The following is a 15,479-nucleotide window of genomic DNA, read 5'->3' as shown; positions in this document are numbered from 1 at the left end:
GTAGGCCGCTGTGCTCTTGATCCGCTTTTGATCTTGATCTTGGGCGCCCCGTTAAACCACGCTGGCCGAACTGGACTTTTGCGCTTTTCAAAAGTGAGCCGCTGTAAGAGCGGAACCAATAGCGGCCATAACCGCAGAAACGGATATGTACCCAGGCAGATCAGAAATTCTGCCCCATGGAGAACTGGAACACCTGCTTGGTCGCATTCTCCGGCGTACGAACCGGCAACGCCAGGTTGATACTCAACGGCCCCAACGGGCTGTACCACGTAGCCCCAACCCCCACAGATGCACCCAGCTGACTCAGGTCAACCCCATTACAACCCTGGGTAGTACTGAGGGCACACTTGTCCGAATAAACGTTACCCACATCCCAGAACACAGACGTACGCACCGATTTATTATCTTTAAGGAACGGCATCGGAAACAGATATTCCGCCCCCCCGGTAATCAGGATGTTGCCCCCCAACGCCTCGGGACTGCGGTCGCTGTAGTACTGCTGGCCCGCACTGGCATACGCCCCGGTCGCCGGCGTACTGCGCGGCCCAAGCGTGCCGCTTTCAAACCCGCGCACCGAACCTTCACCCCCGGCCGTGTAGTTTTCATAAAACGGCAGGCCGTCCGTCGAGCCGTACCCGTTGGCGTAACCGAGCTTGGTATGCAAACGCAGCGTCGTCGAATTGGTGATCGGCACAAATGTCTGCCCGGAATAATCGAGTTTGTAGAAACTCAAGTCACTGCCCGGAAGCGTCACCGTCAGGTTCAGGTTCTGCGAGTAACCACGGGTCGGCATCACGCCTTTGTTCAACGTCGACTCCGACCACCCAAGGTTGGCCTTGAAGTTGGTGAACTCACTGCCTTCGCGCTGAAGAAAATCGTAAATCTCATCAGAGCTGTAGATGCCCGGGTCGATACTGTCGTGTTGCACCGTCAGGCCGAAACTCAACCGCGAGGTTTCATTGATCGGGTAGCCGAGTGTGGCCCCCAGGCCGTAACTGTTGATGGAGTAGTAGGAAACACCGCTGCCATCGTCGTAGTAGTTGTTGTAATCGGTGGCACTGTAGAACGCGTTATAGCCCAGGCTCACCCCGTCCGGCGTGAAGTAGGGGTTGGTAAAGCCAATGTTGTACTTGCTCTGGTACTGCGAGCGGGTCAGGCCCAGGCTGGCATAATCTCCGGTGCCCAGGAAGTTGTTCTGGGTGATCGAACCGCCAAGGATCAGCCCGGCATCCTGGGCAAAACCGACGCTGGCGGTAATCGAGCCGGACGCTTGTTCTTCGACCGCGTAGTTCACATCAAGCTGGTCGTCGACCCCCGCCACGGCCGGGGTTTCGACGTTGACCTCCTTGAAGAAGCCCAGGCGCTCAAGGCGAACCTTGGACTGGTCGATCAGGTAGGTCGACGCCCAGCCACCTTCCATCTGGCGCATTTCCCGGCGCAGCACCTGGTCGTCGGTCTTGGTGTTGCCACGGAAGTTGATGCGGTTCACATAGGCCCGTTTGCCCGGGTCGACCGCAAACACGATGTCCACGGTGTGGTCTTCATCGTGGGGCGTGGGCATGCCGTTGACGTTGGCGAAGGTGTAGCCGTCGTTACCCAGGCGCCGGGTGATCAGGTCCGAGGTGGTGGTCATCAGTTTGCGCGAGAACACCTGGCCTTTCTGCACCAGCAACAGGGCTTCAAGCTGGTCCTGGGGCACTTTCAAGTCGCCGCTGAGCTTCACGTCACGCACCGTGTATTTCTCGCCTTCGTTGATGTTGACGGTGATATAGACGTGCTTCTTGTCCGGGGTGATGGACACCTGGGTCGAGGTGATGTCCATGTTGATATAACCACGGTCCAGGTAATAGGAGCGCAGGCGTTCCAGGTCCCCGGTGAGTTTTTCACGGGCGTACTTGTCATCGTTGGTGAAGAACGACAGCCAGTTGCTGGTCTTGAGGGTGAACGTGCCGATCAGTTCCTTGTCGGTAAACACGTGGTTGCCCACCACGTTGATGTGCTGGATCGCGGCCACGGAGCCTTCGTCGATCTTGACCTTCAGGCCCACGCGGTTACGCGGCTGCGGCAGCACTTCGGTGTCGACCGTGGCCGAATAGCGACCCTGGGCCACGTACTGGCGCTGCAGTTCGTTGCGCATGCCTTCCAGGGTGGCGCGCTGGAAGATCTCGCCCTCGGCCAGGCCCGACTGCTTCATGCCCTTGAGCAGGTCTTCGGTGGAGATGGCCTTGTTGCCTTCGAACTCGATGCTGGACACCGATGGGCGCTCGACCACATTGATGATCAGCACCGTGCCGTCGCGGCTCAATTGGATGTCCTGGAAGAAGCCGGTCTTGAACAACGCACGGGTGGAATCCACCAGCCGTCGGTCATCCGCTTCGTCCCCCACGTTCAGCGGCAAGGCACCAAACACGCTGCCCGCCGAGACCCGTTGCAGACCGTTGATACGGATATCCGAGATTTTGAAGGCTTCAGCGTGTGCAAGTGTGACATTGAGCAGCAGCGCAACCGAGCAGAGCAGGCGCGAAAAATTCATCAAGATCTTTTCCAGAACACATCGACAAGCAGCGCAAGCGCGCCGGGATGACTCGCCGCAGACGGGTCACCACAACGCGGCCAGACGGGTGGACGGCAAGCATAAGAGCGGCGCGGGTTTGGTGCGGTTAACCAAGTGTCAAGTTAGGTAAAGGTTGGCCCCGGGGCGATGAGGCTGGGCGATACTGTGGGGGTACCCTTTCACGAGCTCGCCATGATCCGCGTATTGCTAGTCGACGATGACCAGGAACTGACTGAAATGCTGGGCCAATACCTGGAGCATGAAGGCTTTGAGGCGACCTGCGTGCACACCGGCGAGGAGGGTGAAGTTGAGGCGTTGTCGGGGCGCTACAGCATTGTGGTGCTGGACGTGATGCTGCCCAGGCTCTCGGGCATCGAGGTGCTCCGGCGTATCCGGGCCAGCAGCCAGGTGCCGGTGGTGTTGCTCACGGCCCGGGGCGACAACATCGACCGGATCACCGGGCTGGAACTCGGCGCGGACGATTATGTGCCCAAGCCCAGTTCCCCGGGTGAACTGGTGGCGCGGCTGCGCGCGATCATGCGCCGGGTGCAGCCCGTGGACCCGCCGGCCGCTGACGTGATCAAGACCGGCGCCCTGGTGCTCTGGCCCGGCAAGCGCCAGGCCCTCTGGAAAGGCTGCGCACTGGGGCTGACCAGTACCGAATTCAGCCTACTTGAAGTGCTGGCCCGGTGCGCCGGCCAGGTGGTGAGCAAAAAGGACCTGTCGCTCAATGCCCTGGGCTGCCCGTTGACCCGCTATGACCGGCGCATCGACGTGCATATCAGCAGCATTCGCCAGAAGTTGGGCCCGCGCCCGGATGCCAAGGCCTGGATCCAGAGCGTGCGTGGCCTCGGTTACCTGTTGATCGCCGAATGATGAAACCCAGCCGGCTGTTCTGGAAACTGTTCCTGGCCTTTTGGCTGGCCACCAGCCTGACGTTCCTGGTGGGCTTGAGCATTCTCGTGGCGGGCAGCCTGGGCCCCGGGGACCATCATCTGGATGCGATCCTGGCCAGCGAAGAACAGTTGCTGGAACAGTACGGTGTCGAGTCGGGCCGCCAGCTCCTGGCGGTGTGGCAGCCACCCCACGGCCAAGCCATTGGCGTTTATGACAGTGCCGGTCAATTGCTGGCCGGCACGCCGGTCTCGCAGGTGGCTTATGAAAAGTCGCTGATCAGCAAGGACGGGGCCGCGCTGTCCCTCAGGTCTTCCCATCCTCCCCACGAACCCGGGCGCCTGGGCCACTGGATCCCGCTGATCATCGGTACGCTGATGAGCGCGCTGTTCAGTGGGTACATGGCCTACTACCTGGCGTGGCCGCTGGCTTATCTGCGGCGGGCGATGGGCGACGTTGCGCTGGGCCGCTTCGAAACCCGGGTGCGGCCGATGATGGGCAAGCGCCGTGATGAAATCGTCGACCTGGCCGAAGACTGCGACCGCATGGCCAACCAGCTCAAGCTGCTGGTGGAAGCCCAGCAACAGCTGTTGCACGACATCTCCCATGAACTGCGCTCACCGTTGACGCGCCTGCAAGTGGCCATCGGGCTGTTGCAGCAAGACCCGGCACGCCAGGAAATGCTCGGGCGCATCCAGCGTGAGTCGGCGCGCATGGACACGCTGATCGAGGCGCTGTTGACCCTGGCGCGCGTGCAGGGCCGCCCCGAAAGTATCGAGCGCGAGCCGGTGGATATCGTCGAATTGCTGGCCGTGATTGTCGAGGATGCTCAGTTCGAGGCGGGTATCAAAGGCTGCAGTGTCAGCTTGCAGGCGTGTCCGGACTTTGTCAGTCGGGCCAGTGGCGAGCTGCTGTATCGGTGTTTCGAAAATGTCATTCGAAATGCCGTGCGCTACACGCAGCCTGATACCACGGTGCGGGTTTCGGCGGAGGTCAGCCCCGACAACCGTTGGCTGCGGGTGTTGATCACCGATCAGGGGCCGGGTGTTGAAAACCTGCGGTTGCGGAGTATTTTCGAACCTTTCGAACGTGGCCCGAATGACACCGATGCCGGTTTCGGACTGGGCCTGGCGATCGCCTTGAGGTCCGTGGAAATGCATGGCGGCACCATCGAGGCGCACAACGAGCCGTCCGGCGGGTTGAGCGTGGAAATCATCCTGCCTCGGGTGGGATCTTTACACGATATTACATTGGCTTGACCGCCCTGTACGCCCTGCGCCTTTAGACTTTTCCTCTGCGTGAGCTGATGTTCAGTGACGCCATTGGCGTGGAGGTGGCGATGTTTCAGGTGCATAAAAAAGGCTTCGTGGCCGGCAAGAAAATGGTCGACGGCCTGGTGCCTTACGATTTCTTCTGTGAAGACAGCCCGGCGATCAACCTGTTCGTGTTTACCGGCTCTGCGGCCCTCGGCCAAACCGTGGAAGAGCAGACATTGTGGGGCTTTACCCGGCTGGAGCGGTTTGAAGCCATGACCGGCGCCCTGGTGGCGAACAAGAAGAACGACGGCTGGTTTCAAAGCGTCAACGTGCTCACCGGGCCCAGCCAGAACGGCACCCAAAGTGTGAAATTCCAGCGCGTGCTGAAGATCATCAAGCACGCCACCGCCACGGGCCGCGCGACCAGCAAGTTTGAATACGAGATTCATACGGATGAAGGCGACACCTACTTCACCCGCCGACCCGCTGCACCCGACAGTGCGCAAACCGTCATTTATGCGGCGGATCAATAGCGCGGCTGCCGGAGTTCAAAAAGAGCGAAAAGGGGACAGATTTATTTATAAAATAAATCTGTCCCCTTTTTACCGTCCCCTGCCGGCAGCCTCTACCGGTGCTGAAACCTTGGCAACGAAGCAATCCGCATCTTCGGCTCCTGCAACCTGGCCAGGTCACTGGCAATCTGCGCCCGCCAGAAATGCGCCCCGGCCAGTTGCGCATCCACCCACGCCTGGCGCAGCAACACCTTGGCCTTGTCCACCGACCCGTACTGGGCCTGACGCAGAATCAGCTGCGCCTTGATCCGCAACATCTGCGGCACGAACCAGCGCTCATGCCGGCCCAGCGCCAATTGCAGGGTGTCTTCCAACACCTCCAGCGCCAGTTTCTCCAGGCCCAGCCGCGCCAGCCCCAGGGCGTATTCACAACGCAGCAAGCTATAAAGCTGGCTATCGCCTTGGCCATGCAGGTGATGCAAGGCCTCACCCAGCAACGGCACGCCTTCTTCGGGCGACCCCTGGCGGATCAGCAGGATGCTCTCGAAGCACAGCCGAAACTGACGCCAGATGTGCAGGTCCTGCTGGGTCGTGCTGTCTTGCAGCAAGCCCAGGTAGTACCGCACCTTGGGCAGGTTGGACGCCAACAGTGCCAGGGGAATTGCCCCCAGGCACAGGGTGTACCAGAGGGTCGCGGGGTGATCGAGGGTGATGGCTTCATCGACGCAACTGCCGATCAGGCGCAGCGCCGGGTCGACGTCGCCTTCCAGCAACTGCACCTGTGCCTTGAGGCAGCGGGCGGCGATGCGCTGGTCAAAATGCACGTCGATAATGTGCGAGCGCGGGGCTGACGGTGACCCCAGTGCCTCGTCGATATTCTGTCGGGCGCCGGCCAGGTCGCCCATGTGAAACAACGCCAGCGCGCGCATGCGTTTACCCAGCAGTTGCTGGTTGCCGCTGTTGTTCAGGCTGATGTAGCGCTCGGCCAATTCCAGCGCTTCGGCGTACTGGTTGCAGCCGCAGCGGTCACTCCACAGGCCCCACAGCGCCCGCAGCTTGTGCTCGGCATCGCCCAGGTCGCGGGCGTCTTCACGCACCTGGCGCCAGGCTTCGCGCATTGGCCCGCCGGTGCCATAGGTGAGCATCAGCACGCTGGCCAGGGCGGTTTGCAACAGCATGCGCTGGCGCAGCGGCAGCGGGGTGGTGGCGGCGCTGGCCAGGCCTTTGTCGACCCAGGTGCGGCACTCGCTGACCAGCGACAGGCGCAGCCACAGCGGCACACCGCCCAGGGTCAGTTCGATGCCGGTGGGCAGGTCGCCCGAGGCTGAAAAGGCCCACTCCAGCGCGGTGCGGATGGTGTTGATTTCCGGGCCGTAGAGGCCGATCCAGGTCTCGGGAGAAAGCCCGTCGAGGGTCTGCCCGGCTTCCTGCAATACGCCCAGCGCATACAGTGCATGACGCTGGCGGGTGGCGTCGGCTTCGCCGTGTTCGTTGAGTTTCTCCAGGGCGTAGGCGCGGGTGGTTTCCAGCAGGCGGTAGCGCTTGAGCAACTGCGATTCACCGGCGATCAGCAGCGACTTGTCCATCAGGCTTTCCAGCAAGGGCAGGGCATTGCGTGCATCGAGGGTGCTGCTGGCGGTCATGGCCTTGACCGCGTCCAGGGTAAAAGAACCGGTGAACACCGCCAGTTGGCGCAACATGGCCTGTTCGTCGCCGGTGAGCATCGAGTAGGTCCAGTCCAGGGTCGCGCTCAGTGAACGGTGGCGGGCGAGGGCGGTGCGCCGGCCGGTCATTTGCAGGCGGAAGCTGCCGTCGAGCAACCCCACCAGGTCCTGGATGCCAAAGGTGCGGACCCGCGCTGCGGCGATTTCGATGGCCAGGGCGTTGCTATCGAGCTTGCGACAGATGGCGCTGGCGGCGGCGACGTCGGTGTCCTTGAACACGAAGCCGGGGTCGAGGGCCTTGACCCGTTCGATGAACAGGGCGATGCCCGACCAGGTCATGGCTTGCTCGGCACTCAAGTTCACGTCTTCGTCCGGCACCAGCAACGGGGCGAGGTCGTGCACCCGTTCGCCCTCGGCCCGCAGCGGCTCGCGGCTGGTGGTCAGCACGCAGCACTGGGGCGCGCAACGCAGCAGCACCTCGACCGCGTCGGCGGTGGCTTGCAGCACGTGTTCGCAGTTGTCGAGCACCAGCAGCAACGGGCTGTTGGCGAGCATCGAGGCCACGCTTTGCAAGGGCTCGTCACTTACGCTTTGAATGCCCAGGGCGTTGGCGAGCATGCCGGCCACCCATTGGCCGCTGGTGGCGGGTGCCAGGTCGACGAAGCACATGCCCTGGTGAAAGCGGCCCTGCAGCAGTTGCGCCACGGCCAGGGCCACGGTGGTCTTGCCGATGCCGCCGGGGCCGGTGATGGTCACGAAACGCTGGCTCAGTACCTGGTCGGCCAGGCTCAGGATCAGCTGTTCGCGACCAATCACTGTGCTGGGCGGCGGTTGCAGGTTGGGCACGTCCACCGTCGGGGCGGGTACCAGCGCCTGGGCGATGGCGCCTTCACTCACTGCCTGCATCGTCACCGGCGCGACAAACCGATAACCCCGGCCTGGCACGGTGACGATGTAGCTGAAGTTGCCGTCATCCCCCAGCGCCCGGCGCAGCGCAACGATCTGCGCGCGCAGGTTGCATTCCTCCACCACCACCTTGGGCCAGGCGAAAGAGATCAGCTCGGACTTTTCCAGCAACTCGCCAGCCCTGCTGGCGAGGGCGATCAGCAAGTACAAGGCGCGGCTGCCGAGGGTCACCGGCTCGCCGTTGCGCAGCAATACATGCTGGCGCGCCAACAAGAGAAAGGGGCCAAAACCGATTGCATTCTCGGTGTGGTCCGGGGCCTGGGGGACGAGGTCCGTGAAGGACACTGCGGGGTATTTGCTCGAACTCATCAATTTGTCCTTTTTTGTAGTCGGGCTTGTTATTGGCGATCAGGCCATTCGCCCTTTTGGGTGCTTACGTGCGGCAGCAGGCTTGGAGAGTTGAAGTCGATCAAAAAGGTGAGAGTTGTCGCCCTCCTTTGGGGCATGGACGTTGTTATAGGGCGCGGGGCCGTTGGGTTTCAGGCGATGAGACTGTTTCAATTTAGAAACATTTTATTACTAGAAAACCTGATGTAGCAGAATGTATGCCAGTTGGCATGTAACAAAGATGACAACAACCGTATGAAATTTATGGGGATTTTTGAGGTCGTCGAAGGCGGGGGAAGGTGGGTGTTCGGAAAGGCGAATATTTCTAATTGTGTCGTTCGGGATGCCGAATAAAACGGCGGTGGTTTGGCGTGGTTTTTTTGGCTGTGTATCAGACTGTGTATCAGCACCCACCTGATACACCGGCATGAATAGAAGGAGGAAACGCGACACAGACGGGATACACGCCTGGCTTTAAATCTGTCTACCAGATGGCGCAGGCGGTCACCCACCGCACAAGCGCCCTGGCCACATTCAGTCAAGCCAGGAGATTCAACAATGAAGCGCCATTACGCAGCCCTTGCCGCCACCCTCGCACTGTCCCTCGGTGCCTTCGCCGCCACCGCCCATGCCGAGGATGCCAAGCCTCAGGAAAAATGCTTCGGCGTGTCCCTCGCCGGTGCCAACGATTGCGCCGCCGGTGCCGGGACTTCCTGCGCCGGCACCGCCAAGGCGGATTACCAGGGCAACGCCTGGGTGCTGGTGGACAAAGGCACCTGCACCCAGATCAAAACCCCCAAAGGCTTCGGCAGCCTGACGGAACAACCATGATTGCCCTGGCCCCTGCGGTGCTCAAGCGTGTGCTGCCTGAGGCGCTGCTGTTGCTGGTGGCCCGCCTCGGGATCGCTTCGGTGTTTTTCCTCTCGGGCCGCACCAAGGTGACCGGTTTCCTGCAGCTCAAGCCGTCGACCTACACCTTGTTTCGCTCGGAATACGCCTTGCCGCTGGTGCCGCCGGACTGGGCAGCGCACCTGGCGACCTACGCCGAGCATCTGTTCCCGCTGTTGCTGGTGCTGGGCCTGCTGACCCGCCCGGCGGCTGCCGCGCTGTTGGGCATGACCCTGGTGATCGAGGTGTTCGTGTACCCCGACGCCTGGCCGACCCACCTGACCTGGGCGGGCTTGTTGCTGCCGCTGCTGGCGTATGGCGGCGGGGCCTGGTCACTGGACCGCTTGCTGTCCGGCCAACGCCGTTAACCCTTTCACAACAATGATCAGGCCCCAAGGCCTGTGGAGAGTCGCATGCGTATTCTTTCTTCCCTGGCGATCGCCATGGCACTCGCTACACCGTTGGTGGCCTCGGCCGCCGATGCAGCCAAGCCCCAGCCGGGCACCGGTAAAAGCGTGGTGATCGTGCCCGGTTCCTTTGTCGACGGCTCCGGCTGGCGAGTGGTGCACGACATCCTGATTCACAAGGGCTACAAGGTCACCGTGGTGCATCAGGGCCATGAAAGCCTCGCCGCCGACGTGGCCGAGGCCCGCGAAGTGCTGGAGCAGCAGGTCGGCCCGGTGGTGCTGGTGGGTCACAGCTCCGGCGGCGGGGTGATCTCGATTGCCGGTGACCGCGACAAGGTCAAGTCGATGGTCTATGTCTCGGCCCTGCAACCGGAAGTCGGCGAGAACATGAGCCAGCTGCTGTCGTCGATGCCGGCGCCGAGCAATGACGTGATGCAGACCCGCGACGGGCATCTGTTCTTTGATCGCACCAAGTTCAATGCCGATTTTGCTGCCGACCTGACCACCAACCGCACCGACTTCATGGCCGCCTCCCAGGTGCCGGCCACCACCGCGCTGTTCGGCGGCACCGTGTGGGCCGCGGCCTGGCACAAGAAGCCGACCTACGCCGTGGTTTCCACCGAAGACCGTGCCCTGAGCCCCGATCTGCAGCGCTGGATGTACAAGCGCGCCGGCTCGAAAGTCACTGAAATCAAGGCCAGCCACTCGGTGTACATCTCCCAGCCCGAGGCTGTGGCGAAGGTCATCGAAGACGCGGCATCCGTCATCAAATAAACCCCACCCCCGAGGAGTAATACCCATGAGCACATCCATCAAATCCCGCTTGAGCCTTGCCACTGCTGCCGCCCTGATCGCCATGGCGTCCGCTTCCTTCGCGGCGGCCGCCAGCGCCGCCGACCAGCCGGAACAGCCGGGTCGCTGCTACGGCGTGAACAACTGCAAGGGCGAAAGCCTGTGCGCCACGGCCAAGAACGATTGCAAGGGCCTCAACAGCTGCAAGGGCCAGGGCGTTGTCGTCAAGACCCCGTCCGAGTGCCTGAAGCTGGGCGGCACCACTACCGAACCGAAGTAACACCCCGGCGGGCCCAGGTTGGGCCCGCCGCCTATTTATGCAACGGAGACCACATGATGCCGACACCCAACCCGCGTTTTCCAGGCTATGGCCTGGGGCTGCGCAAGGAACACTACAGCGAGTTCCTGGAGAACCCGGTGGCGGTGGATTTCGTTGAAGTGATCTCCGAGAATTTCATGGTCGCGGGCGGCCAGCCCCGGCACATCCTGCGCCAGATTCGCGAGCGGTATCCGGTGGCGCTGCACGGGGTGTCGATGTCGATCGGCACGGCCGAGGGCCTCGATCGCGATTACCTGAAACGCCTCAAGTCGCTGGTGGACGAGATCGAACCGCTGTTTGTGTCCGACCACTTGAGCTGGTCCCGCAGTGGGGCCTTCAACTCCCATGATCTGCTGCCGGTGCCTTACACCCATGAGGCACTGGACCGGGTCTGCGCCAATATCGACCTGGCTCAAGAAGTGTTGGGCCGCACGATGCTGTTTGAAAACCCGTCCAGCTACCTGGCCTTTGATGGCGCGTCCATGAGCGAGTGGGAATTCATCGCCGCCATGTCCCGGCGCACCGGCTGCGAGCTGTTGCTGGACGTCAATAATGTGTTTGTCAGCGCCAGCAACCATGGCTTTGACGCTCTCGCGTTTCTCGACGGGATTCCGGCCGAGCGGGTCCGGCAAATTCACCTGGCCGGCCATAGCCAGGGCCGCGATTTGCTGATCGACAGCCACGACAGCCCGGTGTGTGATGGCGTCTGGGACTTGTATGCCAAGGCCGTTGCGTTGCTCGGCCCGGTCGCCACGATGATCGAGCGCGATGACGAGATCCCGCCCCTGGCAGAGCTGCTGGAGGAGCTGTCGATCGCCCGCATGCTCGGTGCCTCCGAGGCCTACAAGCGTGCGCAGGTGCGCTCATGAATCTCGCGCAATGGCAGCAGGCTTTTCATACCTGGCTGGTGAGTGCCTCGGAGCAGTCGGCCGAGATGTTGGGTAACAAGGCCGCGGGACTGGCGGTGTATCAGAACAACTACCGCGCGCAATTGGTGGGTTGCCTGGAACAGGCGTTTCCCAACCTGCGGCGCTGGGTCGGGGACGAGGCGTTCCTGGCCGCGTGCGTCAGCCATATCGACCGGTATCCGCCCCATGCCTGGACCCTGGACGTCTATCCCGAGGGTTTTCACCTGACCCTGGGCGAACTGTTCCCCAACAATCCCGACGTGCATGAACTGGCCTGGATCGAGTCGTCGCTCAATGAAGCGTTTGTCGCCGCCGATGCCAGCCCGTTGCCCATGGACGTGCTGGCGTCGGTGGATTGGGACACGGCACGCCTGCAACTCACGCCATCGCTGCGCTGCCATGGGCTGACCACCAACGCCGAGGCGATCTGGTCGGCATTGTGGCAGCAAACCCCGGCGCCCGAGGCGGTGATGCTGGCCGAAGCCGGTGGGTTGCTGGTGTGGCGTCGGCAGTTCACTTCGCGCTTGCGCCAGGTCGATGCGCTGGAGTTCCAGGCCTTGGTGCACCTGCAAGGCGACGGCAGTTTTGCCGGGTTGTGCGAGTTTCTGGTAGCGCGCCTGGGGGAAGAGCAGGGCGTCGCGAAAGCCGGTGAGCTGTTGGCCGGCTGGATCGGCAGCGAGTTGATTGTGGGGGTCGTTGAAGACCTTTCTGTGTCGCATTTTTCGGAGCTATAAACCTATGTCTTTTTTCAATCGCCGTCGCTTTCTGATTTCCAGCGCCATTGCTTCAGTGGCGTTGTCACTGCCGGTCATGGCGACGCCCGCCCGTTGGACGATCCGCCAGGTCAGCACCGACCTGCTGGATATCGGCTACTACGAGGCCGGCCCGGAAGAGGGCAGGCCGATCATTTTGCTGCATGGCGCGGACGGCGACCTGGAGCGCTTCGCCGAGGTCGCACCCTACCTGGCCGCCCGGGGCTTTCGGGTAGTTGCCCCGTACCTGCGTGGCCATGGCACTACCACGCCGCTGGACAAGGCGGCACCCGCCAGCACTCAGGAAGTGGTGCTCGGCCAGGACGTGCTGGACTTGATGAACGCCTTGCACATCCCCGAGGCGGTGCTCGGCGGGTTCGATCTCGGCGGCCGCGCTGCCACCGCCGCGGCGACCTTGCGGCCAAGCCGTTGCGTGGCATTGGTCACCGTCAACAGCGCGCCGCAGCCCGCCCTGGCCGAGGTGCTGGTGCAGATGGCGCAGATGGGCAAATGGCGCACCTGAACATGAATATTTGGACAGCCGCGCATTTGCCCGCTGAAAAAAAAGGCCGCTGCCCGTAATCTAGACGCCTTTGCCACGTGTGCGGATTGTCCATGTCTTCAGTAGCTGATGGGTTGCCCAGTGATAAGCGTCTAGCGGCGGTTGTCGCCATTTCCCTGGGGATCGGCATGGCGACCCTCGACACGGCCATCGTCAACACCGCGTTGCCGACCCTGGCCGAAGGGATTGGCACCGACTCCGCTTCGGTGATCTGGGTGGTCAATGCCTACCAGTTGGCGACCATCGCTGCGGTGCTGCCCTTTGCGTCCCTGAGTGATGTGGTCGGTCACCGCCGGGTGTTCCTCGGCGGCTTGCTGGTGTTTGTGGTGGCGTCGCTGTTTTGCGGGCTGGCCTGGTCACTGCCGACGCTGACTGCCGCCCGGGTGGTGCAGGGCCTGGGCGCTGCGGCAATCATGAGCGTCAACATTGCGCTGCTGCGGCACATCTACCCGGCAAAAATCCTCGGCCGAGGGCTGGGGTATAACTCATTGGTGGTGGGGCTGGCCTTTACCCTGGGGCCGACGGCGGCGTCGGCGATTCTATCGGTGGCTACCTGGCACTGGTTGTACCTGATCAACCTGCCCCTTGGGGCATTGGCCTTGTGGCTCGGGGTGCGGGCGATTCCGGTGATCCCGATCACCGGGCATGCCTTCGACCGGCTGGCGGCAATTCTCTGCGCCGGGTTGTTTGCCCTGCTGGTGCTGGGCCTGGGCTCGGCGGTGCACGGTGCGCAGGCGGTGTTGACGCTGGGGCTGATCGCCGTGGCGCTGCTGTGCGGGCTGTTGCTGATCCGCCGTCAGGCCGGGCACCCGGCGCCGATGCTTGCGGTGGATCTGTTCAAGCGCCCGCTGTTCACCTTGTCGGCCCTCACCGCGATTTGCGCGTTCAGCGCCCAGGGGCTGGCGTTTGTGTCGCTGCCGTTCCTGTTGCAAACCGTGTTGGGGCACAGCCAGGTGGCCACCGGTTTCCTGATGACGCCGTGGCCGGCGGTGGTCGCGGTGATGGCGCTGATTGCCGGGCGCCTGGCGGACCGTATCTCCCTGGCGTTGTTGTGCGGCATCGGCCTGGTGATGTTGAGCGCGGGCATGGCCTCGCTGGCGACCCTGGGCAACGACGCCTCGACCTTCGACATCGGTTGGCGCATGGCCCTGTGTGGCGCCGGGTTCGGTTTTTTCCAGTCGCCCAACCTCAAGGCGATCATGACCAGCGCACCGATTGCCCGCAGCGGGGGAGCCAGCGGGATCGTCGCCACGTCGCGGTTGATGGGGCAGACACTCGGCGCTTCGTTGGTGGCGTTGTGTTTCCACCTGTCCCTGAGCAGCGGCCCGCAGTACGCGTTGTGGCTGGGCTGCGGGTTTGCCCTGGTGGGCGCGGTGGCCAGCGGGTTGCGCCTGATGCAGGACGGCGCCAAGGTTTAATCATTTGGGCCTTGTAAAACCTTGAGGTAGACGGCTACCGTGGCCGTCTAAATAATTCTGAATGTTTCAGCTTTTATGTCTGATCTGGCCCAACGCAGTGCTGATTCCCACTCCCGCCGTGCCGCGCTGACCCTTGGCCTGTGCCTGCCCAGTGACGTGTTGCTGTACCTGGTGCTGCCGATGGAGTCCCAGGCGTTCGGTATCACCCTGGCCCAGGCCGGGGTGCTGCTGGCGGCCAACCGCCTGGTGCGGATCTTCGGCTACAAGCATGTTCTGAATTTCTACGCCCGTAACGGTGATCGGCTGACGTGCTCCATTGCCGCCGGCGCGGCGGCGGTGTGTGCCCTTGGCAACTCGATGCTGTCCGGGTTTGCGGCCTTGCTGGGGCTGCGGTTGGTCTGGGGCCTGTGTTTTGCGGCGTTGAACCTTTCCACTCAAGTGTTGGCCACCTCTGAACCGCTGGGTGCGGCGCGGCGGGCGGGGCGGTCGCGGGCGTTGATTGCCCTGGGGCCGATGCTGGCCTTGCCGTTGGGTGGGTGGCTGACGTTGCAGGTGGGGCCGCGGCCGATCTTCTGGATTCTGGCGGTGTGTTGCCTGGTGGGGTTGTGGATGGCGCGGGGGTTGCCGACTGCGGGTCACAATTTGCATGGCACGCCGGGGCGGCGGTTCAAGTTGCCTGACAGTGTGGCGACCTGGTCGTTTATCGAAGGGGTGGCGCTGGATGGGCTGTTTATCTTTGGCCTGTCGATTCAGGCGCAGAAGCTGCTGGGGGGCAATGCGGTATTGATTGCCGGTGGGTTGATGGCGCTGCGATATGTTTCGGAGTTGCTTCTGAGTCCGCTGGGGGGGCGTGCTGCGCAGCAGTTTGGTGCTACGTCGATGTTGCTGCTGTTTTCGTTTCTCAGTGCGTTGGCGTTGGGGGCGTTTGGTAGTCATTGGGTGATTGTGGGGGCGGCGGCGGTGTTGGTGTTGCGGGCGTTGCAGTTGCCGTTGGTGACGACGCTGGTGGCAGAGCGTAATCCGGGGGCGATGCGGGTTTCGGCGTTGGCGTCGAATGCGGTGTGGCGTGATGTGGGGGCGGGGCTTGGGCCTTTGCTGGCGGGGTTGTTGTTGCCGGTGGCGTCGGCGCCTTGGGTGTTTGGCGTGGCGGGGGCGGCGATTGCGGTCAGTGCGGTGTTTTGCTGGCGGGCCAGGGGTTTAGCATGAGATGGGGGGAGGGGGGTACATATCCGTTTCTTCGGTAACGGCCACTTAGGGTTC

Annotated in this window: 14 protein-coding genes; 12 read left to right on the top strand and 2 right to left on the bottom strand. The window is 62.6% G+C overall.

Annotated features, from left to right (window positions below):
* Positions 1-160: 160 nt before the first annotated feature.
* Entirely contained in the window at positions 161-2,533 is a 2,373-nt protein-coding gene (gene bamA, locus HX839_RS18815; protein WP_134326193.1) for an outer membrane protein assembly factor BamA, read from the bottom strand.
* Positions 2,534-2,746: 213 nt separating this feature from the next.
* Between bamA and HX839_RS18810 the strand changes: the two genes are divergently transcribed.
* From HX839_RS18810 to HX839_RS18800, 3 genes are all read left to right on the top strand, one after another.
* Positions 2,747-3,430, top strand: a complete 684-nt coding sequence (locus tag HX839_RS18810) for a response regulator transcription factor (RefSeq protein WP_003211262.1) — start codon at positions 2,747-2,749, stop codon at positions 3,428-3,430.
* Positions 3,427-4,707 (top strand): ATP-binding protein, encoded by a 1,281-nt coding sequence (locus HX839_RS18805; protein WP_177023417.1) that lies wholly within the window; start codon positions 3,427-3,429, stop codon positions 4,705-4,707. The genes HX839_RS18810 and HX839_RS18805 overlap by 4 nt, the downstream gene beginning before the upstream one ends.
* A gap of 80 nt (positions 4,708-4,787) precedes the next feature.
* A complete protein-coding gene (locus HX839_RS18800; protein ID WP_177021191.1) occupies positions 4,788-5,237 on the top strand; it encodes a hypothetical protein in 450 nt (149 codons plus the stop codon).
* A 92-nt stretch (positions 5,238-5,329) separates the two neighbouring features.
* Here the strand turns inward: HX839_RS18800 and HX839_RS18795 are convergent, their stop codons facing one another.
* Positions 5,330-8,155, bottom strand: a complete 2,826-nt coding sequence (locus tag HX839_RS18795; protein WP_177039763.1) for a winged helix-turn-helix domain-containing protein — start codon at positions 8,153-8,155, stop codon at positions 5,330-5,332.
* Between the two features lie 576 nt (positions 8,156-8,731).
* On the opposite strand from HX839_RS18795, the gene HX839_RS18790 reads away from it, so the two are divergent.
* The 9 genes from HX839_RS18790 to HX839_RS18750 all read left to right on the top strand — a co-directional run bounded on the left by HX839_RS18790 (position 8,732) and on the right by HX839_RS18750 (position 15,425).
* Complete coding sequence (locus HX839_RS18790) at positions 8,732-9,004, top strand: DUF2282 domain-containing protein (protein WP_003211270.1); 273 nt, start codon at positions 8,732-8,734, stop codon at positions 9,002-9,004.
* Positions 9,001-9,429: a DoxX family protein gene (locus HX839_RS18785; protein WP_177036964.1), complete on the top strand. Its 429-nt coding sequence runs from the start codon at positions 9,001-9,003 to the stop codon at positions 9,427-9,429. The genes HX839_RS18790 and HX839_RS18785 overlap by 4 nt, the downstream gene beginning before the upstream one ends.
* 45 nt (positions 9,430-9,474) lie before the next feature.
* Entirely contained in the window at positions 9,475-10,242 is a 768-nt protein-coding gene (locus HX839_RS18780) for an alpha/beta fold hydrolase (RefSeq protein WP_003211274.1), read from the top strand.
* Between the two features lie 25 nt (positions 10,243-10,267).
* Complete coding sequence (locus HX839_RS18775) at positions 10,268-10,540, top strand: hypothetical protein (protein ID WP_003211275.1); 273 nt, start codon at positions 10,268-10,270, stop codon at positions 10,538-10,540.
* Between the two features lie 56 nt (positions 10,541-10,596).
* Positions 10,597-11,448: a DUF692 domain-containing protein gene (locus HX839_RS18770; RefSeq protein ID WP_177039781.1), complete on the top strand. Its 852-nt coding sequence runs from the start codon at positions 10,597-10,599 to the stop codon at positions 11,446-11,448.
* A complete protein-coding gene (locus HX839_RS18765; RefSeq protein ID WP_177039762.1) occupies positions 11,445-12,221 on the top strand; it encodes a DNA-binding domain-containing protein in 777 nt (258 codons plus the stop codon). The genes HX839_RS18770 and HX839_RS18765 overlap by 4 nt, the downstream gene beginning before the upstream one ends.
* A 4-nt stretch (positions 12,222-12,225) precedes the next feature.
* Positions 12,226-12,762 carry an alpha/beta fold hydrolase gene (locus HX839_RS18760; RefSeq protein WP_102368641.1) on the top strand — a complete coding sequence of 179 codons (537 nt, stop codon included), beginning with the start codon at positions 12,226-12,228 and terminating at the stop codon, positions 12,760-12,762.
* Positions 12,763-12,854: 92 nt separating this feature from the next.
* On the top strand, positions 12,855-14,219 hold the full coding sequence (locus HX839_RS18755; protein ID WP_023658995.1) for an MFS transporter: 1,365 nt from the start codon (positions 12,855-12,857) through the stop codon (positions 14,217-14,219).
* A gap of 75 nt (positions 14,220-14,294) precedes the next feature.
* The gene (locus tag HX839_RS18750) at positions 14,295-15,425 is read left to right on the top strand and encodes an MFS transporter (protein ID WP_017478989.1); all 1,131 of its coding nucleotides are present in this window, start codon (positions 14,295-14,297) and stop codon (positions 15,423-15,425) included.
* Positions 15,426-15,479: the final 54 nt, after the last annotated feature.

Source organism: Pseudomonas sp. I8001 (genome assembly GCF_013385345.1).
GTDB lineage: Bacteria > Pseudomonadota > Gammaproteobacteria > Pseudomonadales > Pseudomonadaceae > Aquipseudomonas.
Note: the sequence above shows the minus strand (reverse complement) of the source record. Positions and strands in the feature narration are given on the sequence as shown.

Excerpts from the sequence above, each read along its gene's own strand:
- bamA (WP_134326193.1), bottom strand. The coding sequence starts at position 2,533 with ATGAATTTTTCGCGCCTGCTCTGCTCGGTTGCGCTGCTGCTCAATGTC.
- HX839_RS18810 (WP_003211262.1), top strand. The coding sequence starts at position 2,747 with ATGATCCGCGTATTGCTAGTCGACGATGACCAGGAACTGACTGAAATG.
- HX839_RS18805 (WP_177023417.1), top strand. The coding sequence starts at position 3,427 with ATGATGAAACCCAGCCGGCTGTTCTGGAAACTGTTCCTGGCCTTTTGG.
- HX839_RS18800 (WP_177021191.1), top strand. The coding sequence starts at position 4,788 with ATGTTTCAGGTGCATAAAAAAGGCTTCGTGGCCGGCAAGAAAATGGTC.
- HX839_RS18795 (WP_177039763.1), bottom strand. The coding sequence starts at position 8,155 with ATGAGTTCGAGCAAATACCCCGCAGTGTCCTTCACGGACCTCGTCCCC.
- HX839_RS18790 (WP_003211270.1), top strand. The coding sequence starts at position 8,732 with ATGAAGCGCCATTACGCAGCCCTTGCCGCCACCCTCGCACTGTCCCTC.
- HX839_RS18785 (WP_177036964.1), top strand. The coding sequence starts at position 9,001 with ATGATTGCCCTGGCCCCTGCGGTGCTCAAGCGTGTGCTGCCTGAGGCG.
- HX839_RS18780 (WP_003211274.1), top strand. The coding sequence starts at position 9,475 with ATGCGTATTCTTTCTTCCCTGGCGATCGCCATGGCACTCGCTACACCG.
- HX839_RS18775 (WP_003211275.1), top strand. The coding sequence starts at position 10,268 with ATGAGCACATCCATCAAATCCCGCTTGAGCCTTGCCACTGCTGCCGCC.
- HX839_RS18770 (WP_177039781.1), top strand. The coding sequence starts at position 10,597 with ATGCCGACACCCAACCCGCGTTTTCCAGGCTATGGCCTGGGGCTGCGC.
- HX839_RS18765 (WP_177039762.1), top strand. The coding sequence starts at position 11,445 with ATGAATCTCGCGCAATGGCAGCAGGCTTTTCATACCTGGCTGGTGAGT.
- HX839_RS18760 (WP_102368641.1), top strand. The coding sequence starts at position 12,226 with ATGTCTTTTTTCAATCGCCGTCGCTTTCTGATTTCCAGCGCCATTGCT.
- HX839_RS18755 (WP_023658995.1), top strand. The coding sequence starts at position 12,855 with ATGTCTTCAGTAGCTGATGGGTTGCCCAGTGATAAGCGTCTAGCGGCG.
- HX839_RS18750 (WP_017478989.1), top strand. The coding sequence starts at position 14,295 with ATGTCTGATCTGGCCCAACGCAGTGCTGATTCCCACTCCCGCCGTGCC.